The organism is Candidatus Poriferisocius sp., from assembly GCF_965219815.1.
Lineage (GTDB): Bacteria > Actinomycetota > Acidimicrobiia > Acidimicrobiales > Bin134 > Poriferisocius.
This window is the reverse complement of the sequence record NZ_OZ244791.1, coordinates 1,712,889-1,734,781: the sequence shown is the minus strand read 5'-3', so window position 1 is coordinate 1,734,781 and position 21,893 is coordinate 1,712,889. Positions and strand designations below refer to the sequence as shown.

Here is a 21,893-nt window from a genome sequence, read left to right as displayed (position 1 = left end):
CACCGCCCGGCGACACACCCAGCAAGCGGTCTCTCACACAACGCAACAACACGGGGGCCCGACACCAGGCCCGACCTGCTCACCAACGCCGGCTTCAGTCCAAGCAGATTCCCGCTGAGCGGTCCGCTCGATGGGCGGGTGCTCCACGATGTCGTACAGCGCGGGCCGTCCCATCGCCTGGGCCCACACGTCGTCGCCGTGGGACCAGTGCCACCACTCCTTGTCGTAGGGGACGAACCCGGCGGTCGACATGGCATACGCGAACCCGCGGCGCAACAGGCGCACACGGGCGTCCGCGCCGGAAGCCTCGAAGTCGTGGACAGCGGCCTCTGCGTCGAACGAGTCGTAGTCGGTGCCCAGCGCCAGGGGCTGATCGAGCCACGACAAAGTGAGATCGACAGTTCCGCCGGTGGTGTGCGGCGGGCGGCACCACCCCCCGAGCCGTCAACCGACAGGGGGACAAAGCCCTACCCGCCACGGCGAGCAACCAGCCCCAACACTCCCACGGCCAGAGCCACCCAACAACGTAAAGGGGGTCTTCGAGTCTTGTGGGGAATCGTGGGGTGGGACTCGTCGGGGGCTGCTACTCGGTTGATTTGGGGTGGCCGATGTAGACGGCGGTCACCCACACTGTTTTGGTGTCGTCGTCGGGGCAGTACCAGATGCGGCCGCCGGCGGTGACCTCGTGCTGCCATTGCTCCAGCACCTTGCCCTCCAGTTGCTTGGCGCCGAACTCTTTTCTGAGCCTGGCCTGGCGGCTGCTGTGGCGGCGGGGGTCGCGGGTGATGTCGTTCCACGCCCGCCGGGTGTTGGCCGAAGCGGTGTTGCACAGCTCGTCCCACTCCCGGGCGGCCTGGTTGCTGGCGAAGCGGATGTCCCATCCGCCTTTCTCCGGGGGCGGGGCCACCCGGTCTTTGCGCTTTGCCATCCGCGCTCAGGCGGCGGGAATGGGAACGGGCTCTCCCGACACCGCAGCGATGGGCTCGCTCAGGCGGCGGCTCAGCTCGGGATCGGCCTGGGCCTCGGCGGTCGCCTTCCAGTCCCACAGCGCATAGGCCAGTAGCGCTCGGCACTCAGCGCCGGTGTGGGCGGCGAGCGCTTCGCCCACCTCGTTGAGCATGGCGTCGATGTCGTCCTCGTCTAGGTGCACCAGCCAGCGCAGCCCGTCCATCGACTCGATGAACTCCTCGGTCTGGGAGCGGAACGCCGCAGCTTCTTTTCGGGCGTGCTTTGTGCCCATTGCCAGCCTCCATGCGCGGTTCGCGGTGCAAACACCCTACCCGCACCAACCAACAATGTCAGACCACACCGCACCGGCCTCAAACCGGCCCCGCTTCGACCAGGTGCGCAACGACACCGACTACCCGGCCGCCCCCTGAAACCCGAGCCGGGCCCGCTGGCGGGCGGCGTAGCCTGGCGCTGTGACTGCCCCCGATCACCTGTCGCCTTCTTTGGGCGATGCCCGCAGGGCCGCTGAGCGCATCAGCAGTGTGCTGGACCCAGCGGAGGTGCTTGTGTTCGGCTCGGTGGCCAGCGGCTGTGCGATGCCCGGCTCAGACGTGGATTTGGTGGTGGTGTTCGACGATCTCGGCGACTACACGCAGCGCCGCGACCTCGCACATGAGGCCCGCACTGCCGCGGAGCAGGCGGCCGGGTTCGCGTGCGATGTGCGGGTGACCGACCGGGCCGAGTGGCGCGTCCGTACCACCCGGTGCCGTTCCAGCTTCGAGGCCCATATCGCCTCCTGTGCCGTTACCCTCATGTCCCGGCCTCCCAAGTCGCCCATCGACTGGGACAAGAAGATCGGCAAGCCCGCAACCGACGAGCAGCAAGCGGTCGCGATCCTCGAGAAGACCACTCACTCGCTCATCACAATCATGGCCTACCTGCGCCCGTCCCCCTCTGAGGCCGACGCGCTCGCCGAAGGCGACACCGACTTCGCGCACCAAATGCAACACAGCCGGCTGCTCAGTGTCTGCGAGCACGCCCAGATCGCCATGGAAACCTCGCTGCAAGCCCTCATCTGCGCCCGCCGAGCACCCCACCCCGAAAACGCCCGCAACATCTGCGGCCTCATCGACGCCGCCCGCCGCCAGCTCGACCCCGCCCAAGCCGCCCTCATCGACACCGCCCTGGGCTCGCTCACCCCCGACCAGATATCAATATGGCGGCACACCAGCACCTACCCCGCCACCCCGCTGCCCGGAGCCGACCCCAACGCCGCCACCCCCGAGTTCGCCGCGCAGATGGCCAAAGCGGCCGCCCAGCTCGCCGCCACCGCCATCGCCCTCATCGAACAAGCCCTCGACCACCAACCCGCCCTAGCCCAACAGGCGCTGCGACGATGCGCCAGCATCGAACAACAGCTCCCGGCCCAGGCCCGTGAGGCACCAGAGCAGCCGCTCCGCAGTTAGCAGAAGGCTCGCCGTGGCGGATTCTTGTAGATGCCCGGCGGCCGGGCGCGAATCCTGCTGCGCGCAGCAGGCGGTCTAGGCGGCGGGGCGGTCGCCGGTGGCGCGGGGGCGGGTGGCCAGCCACTCGTCGATCTCCGACGTGGGCCAGCGCACGGCCCGCCGGCCGATGCGGATCGGCTCGGGAAACAGGCCCTCGCGCATGAGCCGGTAGATCGAGCTCGTGGACAGCCCGCAGCGGGCCTCCACCTGCCGGCGGGTCAACAAAACGTCGTGCTGTTCTCGAATGTTGGTTTCCATGCCCGCCACTATGCGACACCCCACCGGTCGCAACCGGTCGCCACCCGCCCGCAGACCGGTCGCGACCGGTCCCAGCCCCTGGATATTGCCTGTTTGGCCGGTTGCCTCGATCAGGGGGCAGCCGTGTATTCGACCGGCAAGGGCGGGCCACCAAGACCTACCGGACGGTCTGCTCCCGCTGCTGGCCCGTCGAGGGCTCATCAGCCCGCCACGCGAAAGGTCATATTACCGCCGCCTAGCGGGAGCCGTGTCACGGGTGAGTGCTCCGGTCCTGCCGACGCTGTGAGCGCCGAGGGTCACGGAATGATCGCCCTGGAGCGGGTGGCGGTCGAGCCGCACCCCGCCACCGGCAGGCGGCTGATCCACTGCATTGTGTGTGGAGAGAGGCCCACAGCGCCCGACACCGAGACCGCCGAGTTCATGGCCTTGCGCCACGCTCGCCTCGGGAAAGGGTCTTTGGTGGCCCTCCGCTGCGCGGCGCTGGACGTTCGCGCTGCGCCGCTGGCTGATCCCCGGCGGCGATGAGAACTGAGCGCCCCGCTACACCGTTATGCCGCCCCAGCAGGTGATGGTGTTGTCGGTTCTGATTCCACACGAAGAACCGATGCCGGCAGCTATCGCGGTGAACCGGTCCGCTTGAGCGATAGTGGTGACTCCCCAGCAGGCAACGGTCTGGTCGGCCCTGATCCCACACGACAGACCATCGCCGGCAGTTATCGCAGTGAATCGGCCCGCGGGAGCGTTGAGCTGGCCGTGCTTGTTGTCGCCCCAGCAGGCGACGGTTTGGTCTGCCCTGATCCCACACGAATGGCCTCCGCCTGTCCAGGATCGGTCTGCGGTTATCGCGGTAAAACGGCCTGCGGGAGCGTTGGCTTCGCCAAAGGCGTTCGATCCCCAGCAGGCGACGGTTTGGTCTGCCCTGATCCCACACGAATGCTCCCAGCCAGCTGCTATCGCGGTGAACGCCCTGCCCGGAGCATCCGCTTGGCCTGCGCTGTTGTCGCCCCAGCAGGCGACGCTCTGGTCTGCCCTGATCCCACACGAATGGTAATAGCCGGCTGATATGGCGGTGAACCGGCCTGCGGGAGCGTTGGCTTCGCCCCAACGGTTAGCTCCCCAGCAGGCGACGGTCTGGTCTGCCCTGATTCCACACGAATGGCTGTGGCCTGTGGCTATCGCTGTGAATGTGGTGGGGGTGGTCGGTTCCGGTGTCGAGGCGGGCTCGGTTTGAGTATTCGGTTCCGGCTCTGGGGTGGTGTCGTTGTCTCCGCAGCCACCGGGAACGATGTGGGTGTCGATGTCGAACCGGCATCGGTAGGTGTTCAACAGGGCCTCTTGGTTTTGGATCAGCCGGTCTCTGGCGTCGATGTCCTGCTGGGAGGGATTCTCGGGCGCGGCGCCGGGCGACACGGTATCGGGATCGCCGCAGCCGCCGGGAACGATGTGGGTGTCGGCGCCGAACCGGCACCGGTAGGCGTTCAGCAGGTTCTCCTGGTCGGCTATCAGCTGATCGCGAACCGCGATCTCCTCAGACGACACCGCCTCCTGAGCCGCCGTTGCGCCCCCCGCCATGGCCAGCCCAGCAAACAGCACCGCCAGAACACAGACCACACGCAATTTCACGGCCCGGAGGCTAGCAACACCACCGGCCCAGCGGCCATCACGGTCCTTGGCGACGCGACAGGCCCGAGACCCCGTCGGCGATCCCAATTCAGGTGTCGGCCGCTTCGGCTTTTTCTGTACTCGGCGGAACAATTCCGCTGCGGGACCTTGTCCACGGTGACCTGCCAGACAGGGGGCTCCCATGCCGTTTCTTCGCGGGGTCGTTTGAGGTCGGCGGTCGGCTCAAGTGTGGTCGGGGATGGGGGTGTTCGACGGGCCTCTTGTGATGAGGTCGGCGATGGTTTGCTCTGGTACGGGGGCGAAGCACCACGCGTCTACGCCGACGTTGATCTGGCGGTGCTGTTGGCGCCATTTCTCGTGGACGTGGCCGTGTAGCAGCCAGTCTCCGTCGTCTTGGGGACGCCATTGGGCGAATTTCGTGTCGTGTCGGGCGTCGAGCATGTAGGGGAAGTGGCTGAGGTGGGCGGTCTGCCCGGCGATGGTGTGGGGGTCGGGATTGTCGATGATCTTGTCTATGCCGCCGATGCGGTAGTAGTCGGCCCGCTCCCAGCGGTGGTCTCTGTTGCCCTGCCAGCACCGGTCATGATTCCCGGGCACCAGGACTTTGCGCCCCCTGAGGCGGGCGACCCAGCAGGCGAGGCCCTGGACCTTCCCGCCCATCACCAGGTCCCCGAGGATCCACACCTCGTCGGTGTCGGCCACCACGTCGTTCCAGCGGGCGACCATCTCTTTGTCCATTGCGTCGGCATCTGAAAACGGTCGCCCGCAGTACCCGATGATGTTGGTATGCCCAAAGTGGTGGTCGGAGGTGTACCACCTGCCCATCGGACCACCGTCGCATCCCCGACAACCAGCGCGCCAGCGAATATCCCCAGTGTCAGCGGCCTCCGCAGCCGTGCCGGGAGTGCGGGGATGACCCCATAGTTGCGACCAGCGAGCAGATCGTGACAGCACCCCGATGCTCCTGTGGGACGAATTGTGGGACAGAACAGAAAACTCGACCTCGTTAAGTCGTTGACCAGGGCGAACGGCAACTCTTCGAATCCTGCCGTGGGCGCAAAGCTCATGCGCCCACATCAGCGGACCCGGGCGTTGCGCATGTCCTGAGCCACCACGTCATACTCTCTGCCATGGAGATCAACGGCGTCTGTGAGCCTGAGTTCGCGCCGGTGCGCGACGCGTTCGAGGCGAACTTCGCTGAGGGTTTGGAGTTGGGCGCGTCCGCAGCGGTGACCGTGGACGGCGAGTTCGTGGTGGACATTTGGGCTGGCGATGCCGACACCGGCGGCGCCCCGTGGCAGCGCGACACGATCGTCAATGTCTACTCGACGACCAAGACGATGGCAGCGATATGCATGTTGATGCTGGCGGACCGGGACGAGTTGGAGTTCGACGCCCCGGTGGCGCGGTACTGGCCCGAGTTCGCCGCCAACGGCAAAGAGGACGTGCTGGTGAGCCATGTGATGTCCCACACCGCGGGGCTGCCGGGCTTTGATCCCCCCATCACCGTCGAACAGCTCTATGACCTCGAGGCTGCGGCCGCCAACCTCGCGGCCCAGGCACCGTGGTGGGCACCGGGCACCGCGTCGGGGTATCACCCCGTGACCCAGGGCACCCTGTTGGGCGAGATCCTCTATCGGGCCACCGGCCGGCGCATGGCCGAGTGGTTCCGCACCGAGGTGGCCCAGCCGCTCGGGGCCGACTTCTGGATGAGCCTGCCCGCGTCAGAGGACCACCGGGTGTCGGACCTGGTGAGCCCGGCGACCCCGCAGACGCTCACCGTCGGCGGCAAGGAGGTCGACGTCGACGAGTTGGCGGTGCGCGCCTTTCTCAGCGTTCACAGCACCGGCGACGAGCCCGCCACCCGCGAGTGGCGGGCCGCGGAGCTTCCCGCCTCCGGCGGGTTCGGCAACGCCCGCTCGGTGGCCCGCATCCACGCCGCGCTGGCTTGCGGGGGCGCCCTATCCGGGGTCCGGCTGCTGTCTGAGGCCGGCGCCCGACGCGCCCTGGAAGAGCAGACCGACGGCATCGACCAGGTTTTCGGCATGCGGCTGCGCCACGGTCTCGGCTTCGGGCTCCAGATCGGCGACCTCTCCTTCGCTGCGGGCCAGATGTTCTGGGGCGGCCTGGGCGGCTCGGTGGCCGTGATAGACCTCGACACCCGGGCCAGCGTCGCCTACGTGATGAACCGCATGGCGCCCGACGCCCTGGGCGACCCCCGCGGCACCCGGATCATCCAGGCGGCCCTCGCCAGCCTGTAGGCACCTGGCCAGATGGCAGGGCCCAGGCTGGCGAGCGGAAGCCTGTGTGGGCATCGTTTACGGTACATCCGAGTGAAACAGTGTGTGGCCTGAATAGGGTTCACTAGTCTGTCCAGCGATGAATTGGTTCCGGCGGACGTTGGCCGTGGTGGTTGCTGTTGCGCTGCTCGCCGCGGGATGCGGCGAGGGCGACGACGACAGCAGCGTGACCACAATCGGGTTGCTGAGCGCGGCGCTGGCTGACACTGCGGCGGCGCCCAGTCATCGGGTTTCTGTGTCAGTGGGCACGCAGTGGAAGATCTTGGGGGAGGAGTTTACCACGGGGATCGACGAGCAGAGTCCCGTGTTTGTCTGCGAAGCGAACTTCGAGCGGGAGCACTGCACGATCGATGTGTTGAAGCTTACTGAGTCGCTGTTCGGGTTCAGTTTCTGGCCCGATGACTGGGACGATCTCGGAATTGAGATGTGGTTTCACCAAGAGCGGATTGTGGTCGACACCAGCGCCACCCAGCCGCTGGTCGATGCTGATCCTGATTTAGACATGGGGCCGTTAGCGCCGGGCGTGTTCTTCATAGACCTGACAGCCCTTGGGGCTGGCAGTTCTGAGTTCATGGACGCAGTCTCGGGCTCTTCGACTCCCGATTTGAGAGAGATGGCGGAGAGCCTGCCAGCGGCGTTGACCACGATCGAGCAAACTTCCACTGATCCCCCCACCTTTGTCGGCACAACCACCTCGGCAAGGCTCATTGAGGCACTAGGCGGCGACGCTGAAGCTGACGCTCTTTGCGAAGTCGCCCCGCTGGGAATGCCCTCGCTCAGAGATTTGATCTTAGCTCGTAATAATTTTAATGGGCTGGACGAACTCATTGCCCAGTTCTACGAAACCAACACCGCAGAGGTGGTGGTCGAGCTTGACGACCGAGGCCTGTTGAGCGTTCTGTGGACGAAAGAAGACTTCTCAGGCCTCTTTAGCATCATTGCCGAGTATTGGAGCTTGAACACCGAGTTGAGCGAACAAGAACGCCAGGAAGCACAGGAAGCAATAGAGTTATTCGAATCCGCGGAATTCATCGTGGCCACTCGGGTTGCCTATGAATCCGATGCCGACCTTGAAGTGCCCCTGCCTCCGCCAACAGCCGAGGACCGCACCGAGGAGTGGCGCGAATTCTTTCCCGAATGCGGTTGAGACGGCCCGACCTCGATATCAACACGTGCCATAGGCCCGATCACAGACGCTGACGGCCTAACCGTCGATGTCGTCGCCGCTGATCAAGGGTTCGTCGCTCTCGGCCACTGACTTGCTCGACCGTCTCTTGAAGGTGAGATACCCAGCGGAAACGGCCAAAAGGGCACCGCCGATCAACACCATGTAGAGTCCCGGCTCCGGCGACGTGTCCATGAAATCTGGGGCGTCAATCCCCCCATTGGCAAGATTGATCGCTCCGACAGAAGTGATCACCAGCCCGGCCAGCAGCCCCAGCGCGCTGATCTTCCTCTGTCTCCACTGCGCGAATCCGGCAGCAGACAAGGCACCAACAGCAGCCGAGACCAGCACCGTGGTCTCTGGTCTGTCGTTGGAAGTTTCGACGAAGAAATCGGCAAAAGGACCGCCAACAGTCGCCCAGGGTAGAAGTGCTCCGATGGCAGCAAGCAGAGCGGACAGTCCCGCTGCCCAGCACATGACGATGGCTAGGCGGCTGTTCGCGGGACGCTCCATGTAGGCGACGGTATCACGCTCCGGTGGAGGCTCTTTGGGCTCTGCCCACGCCGTGGGCGCCAGCGGCGCTTTGACTTACCCCTCCGAGGAATCCCCCGAATCCAGTTGCTCGGCCATCTCGCGGAGGCGCTCGATGACGGTCTCATCGTCAAGCTCGCCGAGGTAGGCGGGGAGCTTGATGCCGACTTGGGCGGCGAGGTCGTGGATGGGGGGCAGGGAGCTGGCCAGGCCCGACAGGAAGTTGGCGGTGCTGTTGCCGGATTTGCCGTCGCTCCCGCCGGAGTCCCACACCGTGATCTGGTCGATCTGGAGATTGGAGATGGCCTTGACCTGCTCGGCCACCAGGTTGGGCATCTGCTCGGCGATCAGCAACAGGGCGGCCAGCTGGGGATTGCCCCCGGCGTTGGTCACCAGCGCCCCGAGGCCTTCGGCCCGGCGGGTGAGCAGGGCCAGCAAACCCAGCGCCTCGGCTTCCATGAGCAGGCGCTGGCCGTCGGCCTCGCCGCCCTTGACCAGCCTGATCCGGTCGGCCTCGGCCTCAGCCAGGGTGCGCACTCGCTCGCGCTCCACTTCGGCGGGCACCACGATGTCGGCTTCCTGGGAGGCTTTGTCCCTAGTGGCCCGGGCCTGCTCGGCCTGGCCTTCGGCGGCGAACGACTCTTCGGCGGCTCGAGCCTGGGTAACCCGCTCGGCAGTGACCGCGGCCCGCTCGGCCTCGGCCTCCTGCTGACGGCGCTGGCCGTCGGACTGAGCGATCACAACTTGAGACTCGTTCTCCCCCTCGGTGGCGGTGGCGTTGGCCTGTGCCACCCGGATGCGCCGCTCCCGTTGGGCCTCGGCGGCGCCAATGTCGCCGTCGCGCTCCTGCTCGGCCACTTTGATCTTGGCCTCGTTGATGGCCCGGGCGGCTGCTTCCCGGCCAAGGGCGTCGATGTAGCCCGACTCGTCGGTGATGTCCTGGATGTTCACGTTGATGAGCCGCAGGCCCACCTTGCGCAGCTCTATCTCCAACGACTCGGTGATGTTGGTGATCAGCTTCTCCCGGTCGGCGTTGATCTCCTCAATGGGCATGGTGGCGATAACCACCCGCATCTGGCCGAAGATGATGTCCCGGGCCAGGTTCTCGATCTCCACCAGGCTCAGGCCCAGCAGCCGCTCGGCGGCGTTCTGCATCACGCCGGGCTCGGTGGAGATCCCCACCGTGAACGTGGCCGGGGTGTTGACCCGGATGTTCTGCTGAGACAAAGCGCCCTGGAGCTTGATCTCGATGGGGATCGGGGTGAGGTCCAAGAAGGCGTAGCCCTGGATGACAGGCCAGACCAAGGCGCCACCACCATGGAGGCATCGGGCCGACTGACCAGCGCCGCCTACTCGCCCGTAGATCACCAGCACTCGGTCTGATGGGCAGCGCTTGTAGCGGGAGGAAATCCACAACAGGGCAATGAGAAGAATGGCGATTAGGCCGGCAACAAGGGCTATAGCAGCCATCAAAGAGTCCTTTCGGGTCTAGGAGAGGTGAGTTACAAAGGTTTGACGAGGACGGTGGACTGATCCACCACCGACACCACGGTGACACGGGTCTGAGCCGGAAGGTCGTTGTCCGAGCTGGTATAGGCGTCGATCACTCGGAGCCGTCCCTGGATGAGGATTTCGACTTTTCCGGGCATAGATCGATTGGCCGGGATCGGCAGGTAAACGGTACCGACAGTGCCGACTGCGCTCTGGTAGTCAACCGAGCCGCTTTCCTCCATCTGGGAGAACTTGCGCCACATGTAGGCCACCGCGAAGAACACTGCCAGCCCCACCGCAATGGCCACGATCACCGAGACCGGGGTGGAACTGTCGGCTTCCTTCATCAACACGCCGGTCCAGCCGAAGGCGAAGAAGAACGCCGTCAGGCTTCGCAGAGAAAGGAACCCCGTTCCCGCGCCCTCGTCATCAAGGTCGATATCGAGGTCGGAACCGACGCCGAAGCCCAATAACAGCAACTGGAGTATGAGGAAGACGCCGGCGATTGCGCCGATCAGATAGAAGACCTGGAGGTCGCCGGTCAGGCCGTCCCACCAGTCACCCATCTGTTCTTCCTCCCGTCTATCCCGTTATCTCACAGTCCAGCGCGCAGTCTGGCGCGCAGTGTGGAGCTGGCCTGCTGCTTGGGCCTCGATTACAGCCACCCTACCGGCTTTTCCGACCATTTCCTCCTTCGCCCCTCCCCCATTGCCACTTGCTGGGCAAATGCGCTTTGAATGACCAAATCACATGCTGGGCGTGGCAAAGTCTTAGGATGGCTGAGGCCAAGGTTCGCTGGACGCACCAGTGGAAGGAACTCTACGAGGAGGTCATCGACTCGGGGCTGTGTACCGGGTGCGCCGGCTGCGTGATCGCCTGTCCCCACGACGTGATCGGCTACAAGCACGAGCCCGGCCAGTACAAGCCCTTCCACCTCGAGGAAGAGCTGGGCCTGTCCGACTGCATCCACGGCCAAAAGGGGTGTACCTCTTGCACCCGGGCCTGCCCCCGGTTCCGCACTTGGGAGGCCGAGGCCGATGAGCACCTGTTCGGGCGCATCCGCACCGAGGAAGAGGTCTCCGGCATCTACAGCGACATCCTGTTGGTGCGGGCCTCCGACGACTACGTGTACGAGGTGGGCCAGGACGGCGGACTGGTGTCGGCCATCTTGATCTGGTGCCTGGAGAACGATGTGATCGACGGCGCCCTCACCTCATTCTTGGAGGGCGGTGACGTCGACGGCTGGAAGGCAGTGCCCGGCTTGGCCGTCAACCGCGAGGAGGTTCTACGGGGGGCAGGCAGCCGCTACACCTACTCGGCCAACCCGCTGGCTTACCGGGAGGCCAAGGAACGAAACCTGGACCGCCTGGCCCTGGTGGGCATGAGCTGCCAGACCTCCATCGCCCCGGTTATGTGGAACCGCAAGGTGGGCAAGGTGGGCCGCCCCATCAAATTGAACATCGGCCTCTTGTGCTCTAAGAGCTTTGACGACTCCATGTTCGAGGAGCTGTTCTGGGTGAAGTACGGACTGCCCACCGACCAGATCGCCAAGATGAACATAAAGGGCGTGTTCCAGGTGTGGATGAAGAACGGCGACTACCACGAGATCAACCTCAAGGAGTGCCACGCCTGGACCCGAGAGGGCTGCAACCTGTGCCCCGATTTCGCCGCCGAGCACGCCGACATCTCCACCGGGGGCATCGGCGACACCTCCGACTGGACCCTCACCGTGATCCGCACCGAGCTGGGCCGAGCCGTGATCAACGCCATGCTGGAAGACGGCGTGATTCAGGCCCGACCCGGCGACGACGACCCCGGAGCAGTGGCCCTCATGCACAAGCTGGCCGCCAAGAGCCGCCAACGCTGGCCCGACTGGGCCGAGAGCGCGGTCAGAGTAGGAGTCTGAGGCACTCTTCTCGGGGCAGCGCCTGCGTCAGCGCTTAAGGGCTAACCGAGCCCGGATTCCTCCAGAATGCACTGACGCATGATCTGATTCACTTCCTCGGTCAGATTGGTGTTGATGTTGCTGCGCAGATCGTCGTCGAGTTCCTTGAACTCCTCGAAGGTCAGCGTCTCCCTTATCCCGTCGAATCCGCACTTGCACACATCGGCCAGGTTCTCCCGCACTTGCGCGTCCAGGTCGTCTTGGCCCGATTCCTCGCAGCCGTCTCGGAAGTTCCGCTCGGGTTGGCCCACGTTGGCCACGCCCTTGTAGTCATCGGGATTGTCGTCCCACGAAGTGGGCGCGCCGGAGTTGCCGCAGGCGGCTGCCACCAGAAACAAAGCAGCCACCACTGCGAGCACGCGGGCCTTGGTCACGGGTGCAACGGTATCGCCCGATCTCCAGAATTCGCGAACCATTCCTAGGTCTACGCAGTGGCGGCCAATGCCAGGGCCCGGCCGAACACCTCGTCGAGCATGGCATCGGTGAGCCGGCCGGTGAAGGTGTTCTGCTGGCTCACGTGGTAGGAGCACACCACGGTTTGCCCCCCGGGGGTGGGCGCCTCCAAGCCGTGAGAGAACTTGGGCCGGGGCCGAATCCCCAATTCGGAGGCCACCGCTCCGTAGCCGATGGCCCCTAATGCGACGAACACCCGGGCCCGACTCAGCAGAGCCAGTTCCCGGTCCAAGAACGGGCGACAGGCGTCCCGCTCTGCGGGCGTGGGTTTGTTCTGGGGCGGCGCGCACCGCACTGGAGCGGTGATGTAAACGTCGTCCAGCACCAATCCGTCGTCCCTGTCGGTGGCGTTGGGCTGGTTGGCCAAGCCCATCCGGTGCAGCGAGGCATAGAGGAAATCGCCCGACCGGTCGCCGGTGAACATTCGACCGGTGCGGTTGGCGCCATGGGCCGCCGGGGCCAGGCCCACAACCACGATGCGGGCCTCGGGGTCGCCGAAGCCCGGCACCGGTCGGCCCCAGTAGGTCCAATCCCGATAGGCGGCCCGCTTGACCGCAGCCACCTCCTCCCGCCAGGCCACCAACCGAGGACAGGCCCGGCAGGCGATAACATCGGCGGCCAGTTCGTCAAATGTGTCTGCTGAGCCCACTACCGGCAAGATAGAAGACAATGGCTGGCAAATCCCGCAAACCCACCCTGGTGTTGTTCGTGCGCCACGGCCAAACCCCCACCACCGGCGCGGTGCTGCCCGGCCGGGCACCGGGGCTGCACCTCAGCGACCGGGGTCGGGAGCAGGCCGAGCAGGCCGCGGCCCGCATTGCCGCCTTGGGGCCGAAACGCATCGGAGCGGTCTACGCCTCCCCCATGGAGCGGGCCCGGGAGACCGCCGCCCCTATCGCCCGAGTGGTGGGGCGACGGGTGCGAGTGCTCGACAGCCTCAACGAGTGCGATTTCGGCCGCTGGACCGGGCGCCGCCTCAGCGACCTGCGCCGTCGCCGCGACTGGCGCCAAGTGCAGCGCACCCCCAGCAGCTTCCGATTTCCCGGAGGAGAGTCGTTTGCCGAGATGCAGACTCGGATGACCGACGCAGTGCAGTCGCTGGTGGCCCGCCATCCCGGCTCAACCGTGGTGGCAGTGTCGCACGCCGACACCATCAAGGCGGCGGTGTCGCACGCCTCAGGCGCCCATCTGGACATGTTCCAGCGGATCGTGGTGTCGCCCTGCTCGATCACCGCCATCCTCTACAGCGACGACGGCCCGCTGGTGCTGGCCGTCAACAGCACGTCCGACTTGAAAGCCCTTGTGCTGTCATGAGCGAATCCTTCGACCTGAGCAACCTCGAGCACTTCACGGTGGGCACCATCGGGCCTCCCGGCCAACGGGTGTTTTATCTCCAGGCCGGAGTCACCGGCACCTTGGTCACGCTCAAGCTGGAAAAGCAGGAGGTGTCGGCGCTGGCCGATCACTTCGCCGCGGTGCTCCGGGAGATATCCGACGATCCCGACGCCATCGAGCCGGAGGTCGATATCGGCCTCATCGACCCGGTGGAAGCGGAGTGGACGGCGGGCGAATTCCGGTTTGGCTATGACCCCGACGCCGATCGGATGCTGCTCATCATCACCGAAAGGCCCGCTCAAGAAGAGGCCGACGACCTGGCCACCGCCCAATTCCGAATCACAAAGGGCCAAGTGGCCGGGTTTGTGAACCGGGCCCGACAAGTAGTGGCCGCGGGCCGGCCACCGTGCCGCTTCTGCGGCGCACCCCTCAATGACGACGGCACTTGGTGTCCCTGTTCCAACTGATGGATCCCGACCCCTCGAACACCGAATCGCCGTTTCGCGACCGCCCCGCGCTCGATGACGAGGCCGCCGTTGAGATCCTGACCACCGGGGAGTTGGACGTGCTGGGCCGCATGCCGTGGAGCTCCAACATGACGTTTCTGGTTGACGTTCACTCCCCCGATTCCCCCATCGTCCAGGGGGTGTACAAGCCGGTGAAGGGTGAGCGGCCCCTGTGGGACTTCCCCGCCGGACTGCACAAGCGGGAGATAGCCGCCTTCGAGCTGGCCCGCACTCTGGGTTGGGATCTAGTGCCCCCCACGGTGCTGAGAGACGGGCCGCTGGGCGATGGGTCTGTGCAGCTCTACGTGCCCACCGACTACGACGAGCACTACTTCACGTTGCGGGAGGAGCCGGCCCACCACCGGTGGTTTCAGCGGCTATGCGCATTCGACTTCATCATCAACAGCACCGACCGCAAGGGGGGCCACATTCTGTTGGGCCACGACAGTCGGCTCTACGCCATCGACAACGGCCTGTCATTCCATTGCGAGTTCAAATTGCGCACGGTGATCTGGGAATGGGCCGGAGAACCCCTGCCGGACGAGTTGGCCGAAGACGTGACCGGCCTGCTGGATGAGGGCCTGCCCGAAAATGTGGCCAGCTTGCTCACCCTGTTGGAGCGCGATGCCCTGTTGACGCGGGCGAATGCCCTGGTGGGCGAGGGCCGCTTTCCCATCGATCCCAGCGGCCGCCGTCACCCCTGGCCGCTGGTCTGAAGGCTTGAGAGATCTGCCTGCACGGCAGCTCTCTGTCTAACTTCGAGCTTGCAGAGTTTCGATCAGCTTGGGCAGCACCTTGTGGACGTCGCCCACCACACCGAGGTCGGCGATGCCGAATATGGGCGCCTCGGCGTCTTTGTTGATGGCGATGATGTTCTTGGAGCCCTTCATGCCCACCATGTGCTGGGTGGCCCCGGAGATTCCGCAGGCCACGTAGACATCAGGCTTGACCACCTTGCCGGTCTGGCCCACTTGGTGGGAGTAGGGCACCCAACCGGCGTCCACGATGGCTCGCGATGCTCCCGCGGCACCGCCGAGCAGCTTGGCCAAGTCCTCGATCATGGAGTACTTCTCGGCTTCGCCCAGACCTCGCCCGCCTGAGACCACCACACCGGCTTCGTCCAGCTTGGGGCCGGTGGACTCTTCGGCAAACCGGTCCACCACCCGAGCTGCACCGGTTGCCCCTAGGTCGGGCACCGGCAGCGCTGACACCGCGGCCGGTCCACCGCCGGACTCCTCGGCGGCAAACGACTTGGGGCGAACCAAGAACAGGCCGACGCCGGTCCCGTTGAACCGAGTGCTGACGTTGACCGTGCCGCCGAACACCGGCTCGGTGCCCACAAGAGAACCGTCGGCCTGGTCGAGCTCGACAATGTTGGTGATGACCGGGACACCCAGCTTCACCGAAAGTCGGCCAGCCACGTCACGGCCGTCGTAGGTGGTGCCGAACAGCACCGCGTCGGGAGCGGTCCCGCCCTCGATGGCCGCGGCGATGGCCGACGCCACTGCTGGCCCGGCCAGACCGTCGCCTAAATCGCCGGTGGCGTGGACGGTGCTCGCCCCGTGGGCGCCGAGCTCGGCGGCCACCGGCTCGCCTTCGCCTCCCACCACCGCTTCCACGGTGTCGGCCAGCTCGCGGGCCCTGGCGAGGAGCTCGAGGCTGATCGAGGCAACCTGGCCGCCCGATGCCTCCGCGTATACCCAAATGGTTCCCATGCTGATCTCCTTACTTCCTGGCTCCTAAACGATCCTGAGCTCTTCGAGCAGGGCGACGATGCGCTCATGGGCGTCGCCCTCGTCGGTGATGATCTCGCCCGCCTCCCGCTCGGGGGCCGGGCTGACATCGGTGATCTCCTGGCCGCCGCCGGCCCAGCCCACCTGGTCGGGGCTGACGCCCAGGTCGGCGATGCCCACCTGGTCCATTGGCTTGGACTTGGCGGCCATGATGCCCTTGAACGACGGGTAGCGGGGCTCGACCACGCCCGCGGTCACCGAAACCACCGCAGGCAGCGGGCACCGCACCTCGTCGTAGCCAGCCTCGGTCTGGCGCTTAACCAGTACTTCTCCCCCATCGGCCTGGATTTCTTTGGCGAAGGTCACCGAAGGCAGGCCCAGCAGCTCGGCCACCTGTTCGGGAACCGTGCCGGTGTAGCCGTCGGACGACTCAGTGGCGGCCAGAATCAGATCGGCCTGAGCCCGGCCGATGGCGGCGGCCAACACTCGGGCGGTGCCCAAAGCGTCGGTTCCGGCCAATGCCTCGTCGCTGACCAGGATGGCCTTGTCGGCCCCCATAGCCAGTGCCGATCTCAGGCCATTGACCTCCTCATTAGGAGCCATCGACACCAGGGTTACCTCGCCCTCGCCAGCGGCATCACGAAGCTGGAGGGCCATCTCCACGCCGTAGGAGTCCGACTCGTCCATGATGAGCTTCATGTCCCGCTTGAGGGTCTTGGTGTCCGGATCGAGCTCCCCGGGATCAGCAGGATCGGGGATTTGTTTCACGCAGACGACAATGTCCATAGCGCGCAAGTCTCCCACCGCGCTCCAGATGCGGAAAAACCAAACGCAGGAACAAATGGCCGTGAGACCAGAAAGTTTCACACCCTGCGAACATGCCCACGCGAGTTCAATTTCGGGATATAGGCGGTACTGTGGTGGGTCTGAAAGTCCTATTGCTTGTCAACCCCCACGCCTCGTCGGTCACCGCCCGGACCCAAGTCGTCATCCAAAAGGCGCTGTCTGCCGACCACGACGTCACCCTCGCCGCCACCCGCCGGCGGGGTCACGCTTCGCGCCTGGCCCACGACGCCGTGGCCGATGGCTACGACGCTGTGGCGGTGTTGGGCGGCGACGGCACTCTCAACGAGGCGGTGAACGGGGTTGCCGGGTCCGATGTGGCCCTGGCCCCCCTGCCCGGAGGATCGACCAATGTCTTCGCCCGCACCATCGGGCTGCCCGACGATCCGGTGGAAGCAGCCGCCATGCTGCTGGAGACGCTGGGCGCGGGCCATATCAAGCGGGTGGGCCTCGGCCAGGTGAACGGGAGGTATTTCCTGTTCCACACCGGGGTGGGGTACGACGCTGCCGTGGTGCAGCAAGTGGAGCGCCGGGCCGGGCTGAAGCGGTATGCCAACCATGCTCTGTTCGCCTACGCGGCGGTGGACACCTGGATGCGCCACTACGACCGGTCGCGCCCCCGATTTACCATTTACCACGCTGACGGTGAGGCGGTGACCGGCCAGTTCGCCATCTGCCTCAATACCAATCCCTACACCTATCTGGGGTCGCGCCCCTTCAACGTGATGCCCGACGCCACCTTGGATGCGCCCCTGTCGATGGTGACCCTGCGATCGCTGCGAGCCACCCGCCTCCTTCGGACCGCGGCCAGCGCCCTGGGCTATGGCCCCCCCGTGACCGCCCACCGCCACGTCCACTCCCGCACCGACGTGACCAATGCCGTCGTTGCCAGCGACACCCCCTTCCCCTATCAGCTCGACGGCGACTACCTCGGCGAAACCACCCGCCTAGAGTTCCACCACGCCCCCAACGCCCTAGCCCTAGCCCTGCCCCTGGACTACTAGCATCGCCACTCATCAGACAAGAGCGTCAACTGGCTCGGCGGGCAGTAGTCACACTGTGGTTGGTGTTGCTGGGCAGCCTTGTTTTGACGACGGTCTGGCCCGCTACTGCCGCAGCTCACACAGAGTTGCAGTCGTCGCAACCATCAGATGGCGAGATCGTCGGCGAACCGGTCTCGCAAATCTCACTCACGTTCACTCGTCCTGTTGAGCCGGTCTCGGACGGGCTGACGGCCTTCGACGAGAACGGCCTCGAATACAGACCCGACGCAACCGACTCTGCTGATGGGCAGATCTGGCACATGTACTACGAGACGCCACTGGGCAGCGGGCACTACGAGGTCTACTGGCGGGTGGCGGCAGCCGACGCCCACATCATTGAGGGGTCGTTCTCGTTCACCGTCCTTGTTGTCGAGAGCGAACCCGCACTCGCACCATCTTCGGGTTCGCAAGATGTGCAGAGCACGGAATCTCCAGTTGAACCCACCGAATCCGGGACGGTTGCACAAGACGATCCCCCCTCGAGCACGACTGGGACTCCAGAGGGGCCCAGCGACACCCAAGCTCCTTCAATTTCGCACGCCACTCCATCACCGAAGGTCAACTCGACTCCCCTGGAGAGTTCACCATCATCTCCAACCGCGGCCCCCGAAGAATTCACCGCCGAAGTACCCAGTACTTCTTCCTTCGCGAGGCGAGGCAACACGGCAGCCACAGGATCCCAGCGCATCGCCGAAGCCACTCGAATCCTGATCTTCCTGGCCACAATGGGCGTCGTAGGCGGGCTCGCGTTCTTGGCCTTCATCGTTCGTGGCGAGCCGTTGGACTCAGAACGGGTGTGTAGATGGGTGAGCGGGAACGGCATCGTGCTTGCCGCCAGCGCGGCAGTAGCAGCGCTGAACCGAGCGGTGGTCATCGAACGGGAATGGTCGGCGTTCTGGTCACCAGACGCGATAGCCGATGCCGTGTCGACTCACTTCGGTGTGGCAGCAGGGCTTCGCCTGCTCGGCGGGCTCGTCCTAGCAGTAGCCCTGTATCGCGCCGTGGCGAACCTATCGAGGATGCCGACTGTTGTGACCGCGCTGCTGGGCGGGGCGCTCGTTATTGCCTCGTTTGCCTTCGACGGCCACACGGTTACCGAAGGACCGAGGTGGTTGCATTCCATCGCCAGCGTGAGCCATGTGAGCGCCGCAGCGGTTTGGAGCGGCGGCGTCGTGTTGCTGGCCGACCTCCTGTGGCGTCGACACCGCCGCGGCGCAGACGTATTCCGGCCGCTGATGCGATTCTCCCGAATGGCGGCTACCGCGCTTGTGCTTGCCGGCGCGGCCGGCACGGTCATGGCGATTCTCGTGCTCAACCGCTTCGCCGACCTGTGGTCAACGCCATGGGGCCGTTTGCTGCTGGCCAAGATTGCCCTCGTCGCCGTGGCCGCGGCCATTGGAGGACACAACCGCTGGGTGCTCATCCCCGCAGTCGAGCGGCAAGGAGAACCTGCTGTCCACCGACGCCTGAGGCGAGCGGCGGTGATCGAGGCGATCGCCCTGTTGTGCGTCGCCGTCATTACCGCATTCTTGGTGGCAGCATCGGCGGTCTAGCGATGGATTGGCTAGACCGAACCCAGCACCTCCCGGGCCACGTCGGGGACGTCGGTGATTACGGCGTCGGCGCCGATGGCGGCGAGTTGGGCGATTTGGTCGGGGTCGTTGACGGTCCACACGTTGACTTCGATGCCGGCGGCGTGGGCGGTGTCTACTAGAGCCTGGCTGGTTGAGGCGAAGTAGGGGTGGATAGCGGTGTGACCGGCGGCCACTACTCGGCCCACCAGCAGCTCGGGGGCTAGCACCTCAAAGGTCAGATAGGCCGTGGGGATGGCGGGATCAATGGCCCTGATGCGGTCGAGGGCCTCCATGTCGAACGAAGAGACGATCACCTCGCCACGGTGCTCTCCGATCCCCCACCCGAGCACCAGCCCGGCCACCGCGGCCGACACTTGGTGCTCGGCGTCGTAGTCGGGATCGTTGGGCGCGCTCTTGATCTCGATGTTGATCACAAACTCCCGCTCGGAGGCCGGGGCCCGGCACACGTCCATGACCTCGGCCAGCGTCGGCACCCAGTCGGGCAGTTCATCGTCATGGAGTTCGATGATGGCCCGGCCGTCAGGCAGGTGGGCATCGTGATGCACAACCAGCACGTCGTTGGCCGTCCGCCTCACGTCGAGTTCGATTCCGTCGGCATGCTGCCGCACCGCCTCGCGAAACGCCTCCAGGGTGTTCTCGCGCTCCACAACCGACGCCCCGCGATGGGCAATCACCCTCATAGCACCATCCTCACAAGGGCAACACGATTATCAGCAATCAACACTTTCACCATCAGCCCCTCTTGCCACACCAGTAGACCACCCCTATCCTTGTCCCTGCGTGATTACCAAAAGCTTGATGGAAAACCTAGAAAACGTTGCCGATGACTGGCGCTGCCAAGCGGCATGCCGCGACACAGATCCCGACCTGTTCTTCCCAGTGGGGAGCACGGGATTGGCCCTTGAGCAGATCGAGTCAGCCAAGGTTGTGTGCCAAGCATGCACCTCACAGGCCGACTGCTTGGAGTTCGCCCTGGCCACCAACCAGGACTCCGGTGTCTGGGGCGGCACCTCTGAAGAGGAGCGCCGCCACCTGCGCCGCCGCTGGGTGGCCGAACAGCGCGAGAGGTCCATCATCTTGGCCTAGCAGTCGGTAAAGGTGCCGATCCCAGCAGGGGTATCGCCACCTCCACCACCGTCCCCGGGCGGGATGGGTTCCCTTCGCCTTTGCTCATGGTGATGCTGCCCCGCAGATCGGCGCTCACCAGATTCCTGACGATGGCGATTCCCAGACCATCAGCGCTGTCCACATCGAAACCCGGGGGCAGTCCAACCCCGTCGTCGGTCACCCGCACCTGCACCCGATCGCCGTCGTTGTCCAGCTCGATCCGAACCTGTCCACCGGGCGGCTCGGGGTAGGCGTGGTCCATCACGTTTTGCAGGCACTCGTTGAGCACCACGGCGAGCGGAGTGGCCACGTCGGCAGCCAGCTCTCCGGCGTCGCCGGTCACCTTGAACTCCACCGGGCGGTCGGGACCGGTCAGGCCCTCTTCAACCATCCGCACCAGCGACCGCACGATCTCCACGAACGGCACGTCGCCGCTGGCGTCGCGCGACAAGATCTCGTGGACGATGGCGATGGCCCGGATGCGCCTCACCGACTCCTCGATGGCGTCCCGAGCTTCGGTGGCAATGGCTCGGCGCCCTTGGAGGCGCAGTAGCGAGGACACCGTTTGCAGGTTGTTCTTCACCCGGTGGTGGATCTCGGCAATGGTGGCGTCTTTGGACATCAGCAGGCGGTCTCGGCGGCGCAACTCGGAGATATCCCGCATCAGCACCAGCGCACCGGTTAGCTCTCCGCTGCCGATGAGCGGCAGGCAGCGCAGCACTACTGTGCCCCGATCTCCGTGCTGGATCTCCTCCGTCTGAGGCAGGCGGGAGGCGAACGCGGCCCGGATGGCCCGCTGCTCCAGGCCGATCTCCACCAGCCGGCGGCCTTCCACGTCGCTGTGGAGGCCGATGCGGTGCAGCGCCGAGGCCGCGTTGGGCGAGATGAGCTGAACCCGGCCCGAGGCGTCGAGCAGCATCAGCCCGTCGCCCACCCGGGGTGATTCCTCGGTCTCGATGTCGTCCACCGGGAACGGGTACTCCCCTTCGGCGATCATGGCCGCCAGCCGCCGGAACACTTTGAAGTAGCTCATCTCCAGCTCGCCGGGATCGCGCTGGGTGTCGGGATCGAACTCCCGGGCCATCACCGCCACCACCTCGCCGTGGCAGTTCACCGGCACGGTCAGCGTGCGGACGCGGGGCTGGTCGGCGTGGCCGATGCGCCCCCCGTCGGTGATCCGCCCCTCCCGATAGGCCACATCCACCAGCGGACGCTGCTCGGGGGTGAATTCCGCCCCCACCAGATTGTTGCGATGGATCGACCGGGCCGTGGTAGGCCGGATCTGCCCCGCGATGGCATAGCCCGCCGGGCTGCTGTCGGTTGGCCCGGCGATGGCGTGGCCGGTCGGGCTGTCGGTTGGCCCGGCGGGCACGTACAGCAGCAGATCGGCGAAGGAGATGTCAGCCAGCGGCGCCCAGGTGCGCATGAGCCGCTGGAGATGGTTCAGGCGCGACTTGGCCAGACCGGGGGTCAATTCCTCCAGGCTCGCCATTTCCCGAGTCTACGGCCCGG

Annotated in this window: 25 protein-coding genes and 1 pseudogene; 11 read left to right on the top strand and 15 right to left on the bottom strand. The window is 65.6% G+C overall.

Annotated elements, in window-relative coordinates:
* Window positions 1-33: 33 nt before the first annotated feature.
* From ACOQPI_RS08250 to ACOQPI_RS08240, 3 genes and pseudogenes are all read right to left on the bottom strand, one after another.
* Window positions 34-414 (bottom strand): annotated as a pseudogene (locus ACOQPI_RS08250) (M15 family metallopeptidase); the annotation flags it as partial.
* Between the two features lie 169 nt (window positions 415-583).
* Window positions 584-928, bottom strand: a complete 345-nt coding sequence (locus ACOQPI_RS08245; RefSeq protein ID WP_419925436.1) for a type II toxin-antitoxin system RelE family toxin — start codon at window positions 926-928, stop codon at window positions 584-586.
* A gap of 6 nt (window positions 929-934) precedes the next feature.
* The gene (locus ACOQPI_RS08240; protein ID WP_420619189.1) at window positions 935-1,240 is read right to left on the bottom strand and encodes a hypothetical protein; all 306 of its coding nucleotides are present in this window, start codon (window positions 1,238-1,240) and stop codon (window positions 935-937) included.
* 181 nt (window positions 1,241-1,421) lie between these two features.
* Here ACOQPI_RS08240 and ACOQPI_RS08235 point away from each other — a divergent pair, with 181 nt between their 5' ends.
* Window positions 1,422-2,414, top strand: a complete 993-nt coding sequence (locus tag ACOQPI_RS08235; protein ID WP_420619188.1) for a nucleotidyltransferase domain-containing protein — start codon at window positions 1,422-1,424, stop codon at window positions 2,412-2,414.
* Window positions 2,415-2,489: 75 nt separating this feature from the next.
* Here the strand turns inward: ACOQPI_RS08235 and ACOQPI_RS08230 are convergent, their stop codons facing one another.
* Window positions 2,490-2,711, bottom strand: a complete 222-nt coding sequence (locus ACOQPI_RS08230) for a helix-turn-helix transcriptional regulator (protein ID WP_420619187.1) — start codon at window positions 2,709-2,711, stop codon at window positions 2,490-2,492.
* Between the two features lie 282 nt (window positions 2,712-2,993).
* Here ACOQPI_RS08230 and ACOQPI_RS08225 point away from each other — a divergent pair, with 282 nt between their 5' ends.
* On the top strand, window positions 2,994-3,236 hold the full coding sequence (locus tag ACOQPI_RS08225) for a hypothetical protein (protein ID WP_420619186.1): 243 nt from the start codon (window positions 2,994-2,996) through the stop codon (window positions 3,234-3,236).
* 15 nt (window positions 3,237-3,251) lie between these two features.
* Here ACOQPI_RS08225 and ACOQPI_RS08220 read toward each other — a convergent pair whose 3' ends face one another.
* Both ACOQPI_RS08220 and ACOQPI_RS08215 read right to left on the bottom strand, forming a co-directional pair.
* Window positions 3,252-4,334 carry an RCC1 domain-containing protein gene (locus ACOQPI_RS08220; RefSeq protein ID WP_420619185.1) on the bottom strand — a complete coding sequence of 361 codons (1,083 nt, stop codon included), beginning with the start codon at window positions 4,332-4,334 and terminating at the stop codon, window positions 3,252-3,254.
* 222 nt (window positions 4,335-4,556) lie between these two features.
* On the bottom strand, window positions 4,557-5,159 hold the full coding sequence (locus tag ACOQPI_RS08215) for a metallophosphoesterase (RefSeq protein ID WP_420619184.1): 603 nt from the start codon (window positions 5,157-5,159) through the stop codon (window positions 4,557-4,559).
* A 305-nt stretch (window positions 5,160-5,464) separates the two neighbouring features.
* Here ACOQPI_RS08215 and ACOQPI_RS08210 point away from each other — a divergent pair, with 305 nt between their 5' ends.
* Both ACOQPI_RS08210 and ACOQPI_RS08205 read left to right on the top strand, forming a co-directional pair.
* The gene (locus tag ACOQPI_RS08210; protein ID WP_420619183.1) at window positions 5,465-6,595 is read left to right on the top strand and encodes a serine hydrolase domain-containing protein; all 1,131 of its coding nucleotides are present in this window, start codon (window positions 5,465-5,467) and stop codon (window positions 6,593-6,595) included.
* 274 nt (window positions 6,596-6,869) lie between these two features.
* Window positions 6,870-7,781, top strand: coding sequence for a hypothetical protein (locus ACOQPI_RS08205; RefSeq protein ID WP_420619182.1), 912 nt, complete (start codon window positions 6,870-6,872; stop codon window positions 7,779-7,781).
* Window positions 7,782-7,838: 57 nt separating this feature from the next.
* Here the strand turns inward: ACOQPI_RS08205 and ACOQPI_RS08200 are convergent, their stop codons facing one another.
* The 3 genes from ACOQPI_RS08200 to ACOQPI_RS08190 all read right to left on the bottom strand — a co-directional run bounded on the left by ACOQPI_RS08200 (window position 7,839) and on the right by ACOQPI_RS08190 (window position 10,387).
* Window positions 7,839-8,312, bottom strand: a complete 474-nt coding sequence (locus ACOQPI_RS08200; protein WP_420619181.1) for a hypothetical protein — start codon at window positions 8,310-8,312, stop codon at window positions 7,839-7,841.
* Window positions 8,313-8,387: 75 nt separating this feature from the next.
* A complete protein-coding gene (locus tag ACOQPI_RS08195) occupies window positions 8,388-9,800 on the bottom strand; it encodes a flotillin family protein (protein ID WP_420619180.1) in 1,413 nt (470 codons plus the stop codon).
* 32 nt (window positions 9,801-9,832) lie between these two features.
* On the bottom strand, window positions 9,833-10,387 hold the full coding sequence (locus tag ACOQPI_RS08190) for a hypothetical protein (protein WP_420619179.1): 555 nt from the start codon (window positions 10,385-10,387) through the stop codon (window positions 9,833-9,835).
* A gap of 209 nt (window positions 10,388-10,596) precedes the next feature.
* On the opposite strand from ACOQPI_RS08190, the gene ACOQPI_RS08185 reads away from it, so the two are divergent.
* Window positions 10,597-11,727 (top strand): Coenzyme F420 hydrogenase/dehydrogenase, beta subunit C-terminal domain, encoded by a 1,131-nt coding sequence (locus ACOQPI_RS08185; RefSeq protein WP_420619178.1) that lies wholly within the window; start codon window positions 10,597-10,599, stop codon window positions 11,725-11,727.
* A 41-nt stretch (window positions 11,728-11,768) separates the two neighbouring features.
* Here the strand turns inward: ACOQPI_RS08185 and ACOQPI_RS08180 are convergent, their stop codons facing one another.
* Entirely contained in the window at window positions 11,769-12,140 is a 372-nt protein-coding gene (locus ACOQPI_RS08180) for a hypothetical protein (protein WP_420619177.1), read from the bottom strand.
* Window positions 12,141-12,190: 50 nt separating this feature from the next.
* Window positions 12,191-12,868: a uracil-DNA glycosylase gene (locus ACOQPI_RS08175; protein WP_420619176.1), complete on the bottom strand. Its 678-nt coding sequence runs from the start codon at window positions 12,866-12,868 to the stop codon at window positions 12,191-12,193.
* Window positions 12,869-12,888: 20 nt separating this feature from the next.
* On the opposite strand from ACOQPI_RS08175, the gene ACOQPI_RS08170 reads away from it, so the two are divergent.
* The 3 genes from ACOQPI_RS08170 to ACOQPI_RS08160 are packed head-to-tail and all read left to right on the top strand — an operon-like array spanning window position 12,889 to window position 14,776.
* Entirely contained in the window at window positions 12,889-13,533 is a 645-nt protein-coding gene (locus tag ACOQPI_RS08170; RefSeq protein WP_420619175.1) for an MSMEG_4193 family putative phosphomutase, read from the top strand.
* The gene (locus ACOQPI_RS08165) at window positions 13,530-14,021 is read left to right on the top strand and encodes a DUF3090 family protein (RefSeq protein ID WP_420619174.1); all 492 of its coding nucleotides are present in this window, start codon (window positions 13,530-13,532) and stop codon (window positions 14,019-14,021) included. Before ACOQPI_RS08170 ends, ACOQPI_RS08165 begins: the two co-directional genes overlap by 4 nt.
* Complete coding sequence (locus ACOQPI_RS08160) at window positions 14,021-14,776, top strand: SCO1664 family protein (protein WP_420619173.1); 756 nt, start codon at window positions 14,021-14,023, stop codon at window positions 14,774-14,776. The genes ACOQPI_RS08165 and ACOQPI_RS08160 overlap by 1 nt, the downstream gene beginning before the upstream one ends.
* Before the next feature lie 36 nt (window positions 14,777-14,812).
* Here the strand turns inward: ACOQPI_RS08160 and ACOQPI_RS08155 are convergent, their stop codons facing one another.
* Window positions 14,813-15,775, bottom strand: coding sequence for an electron transfer flavoprotein subunit alpha/FixB family protein (locus ACOQPI_RS08155; protein ID WP_420619172.1), 963 nt, complete (start codon window positions 15,773-15,775; stop codon window positions 14,813-14,815).
* A gap of 24 nt (window positions 15,776-15,799) precedes the next feature.
* The gene (locus tag ACOQPI_RS08150) at window positions 15,800-16,579 is read right to left on the bottom strand and encodes an electron transfer flavoprotein subunit beta/FixA family protein (protein WP_420619171.1); all 780 of its coding nucleotides are present in this window, start codon (window positions 16,577-16,579) and stop codon (window positions 15,800-15,802) included.
* A gap of 92 nt (window positions 16,580-16,671) precedes the next feature.
* On the opposite strand from ACOQPI_RS08150, the gene ACOQPI_RS08145 reads away from it, so the two are divergent.
* A complete protein-coding gene (locus tag ACOQPI_RS08145; protein ID WP_420619170.1) occupies window positions 16,672-17,640 on the top strand; it encodes a diacylglycerol/lipid kinase family protein in 969 nt (322 codons plus the stop codon).
* A gap of 83 nt (window positions 17,641-17,723) precedes the next feature.
* The gene (locus ACOQPI_RS08140; protein WP_420619169.1) at window positions 17,724-19,232 is read left to right on the top strand and encodes a CopD family protein; all 1,509 of its coding nucleotides are present in this window, start codon (window positions 17,724-17,726) and stop codon (window positions 19,230-19,232) included.
* Between the two features lie 11 nt (window positions 19,233-19,243).
* On the opposite strand, the gene ACOQPI_RS08135 is transcribed toward ACOQPI_RS08140, so the two are convergent.
* Window positions 19,244-19,954: a glycerophosphodiester phosphodiesterase gene (locus ACOQPI_RS08135; protein ID WP_420619168.1), complete on the bottom strand. Its 711-nt coding sequence runs from the start codon at window positions 19,952-19,954 to the stop codon at window positions 19,244-19,246.
* Between the two features lie 118 nt (window positions 19,955-20,072).
* On the opposite strand from ACOQPI_RS08135, the gene ACOQPI_RS08130 reads away from it, so the two are divergent.
* Entirely contained in the window at window positions 20,073-20,360 is a 288-nt protein-coding gene (locus tag ACOQPI_RS08130; RefSeq protein WP_420619167.1) for a WhiB family transcriptional regulator, read from the top strand.
* Here the strand turns inward: ACOQPI_RS08130 and ACOQPI_RS08125 are convergent.
* Complete coding sequence (locus tag ACOQPI_RS08125; RefSeq protein ID WP_420619166.1) at window positions 20,347-21,873, bottom strand: sensor histidine kinase; 1,527 nt, start codon at window positions 21,871-21,873, stop codon at window positions 20,347-20,349. The genes ACOQPI_RS08130 and ACOQPI_RS08125 overlap by 14 nt on opposite strands.
* Between the last annotated feature and the right edge of the window lie 20 nt (window positions 21,874-21,893).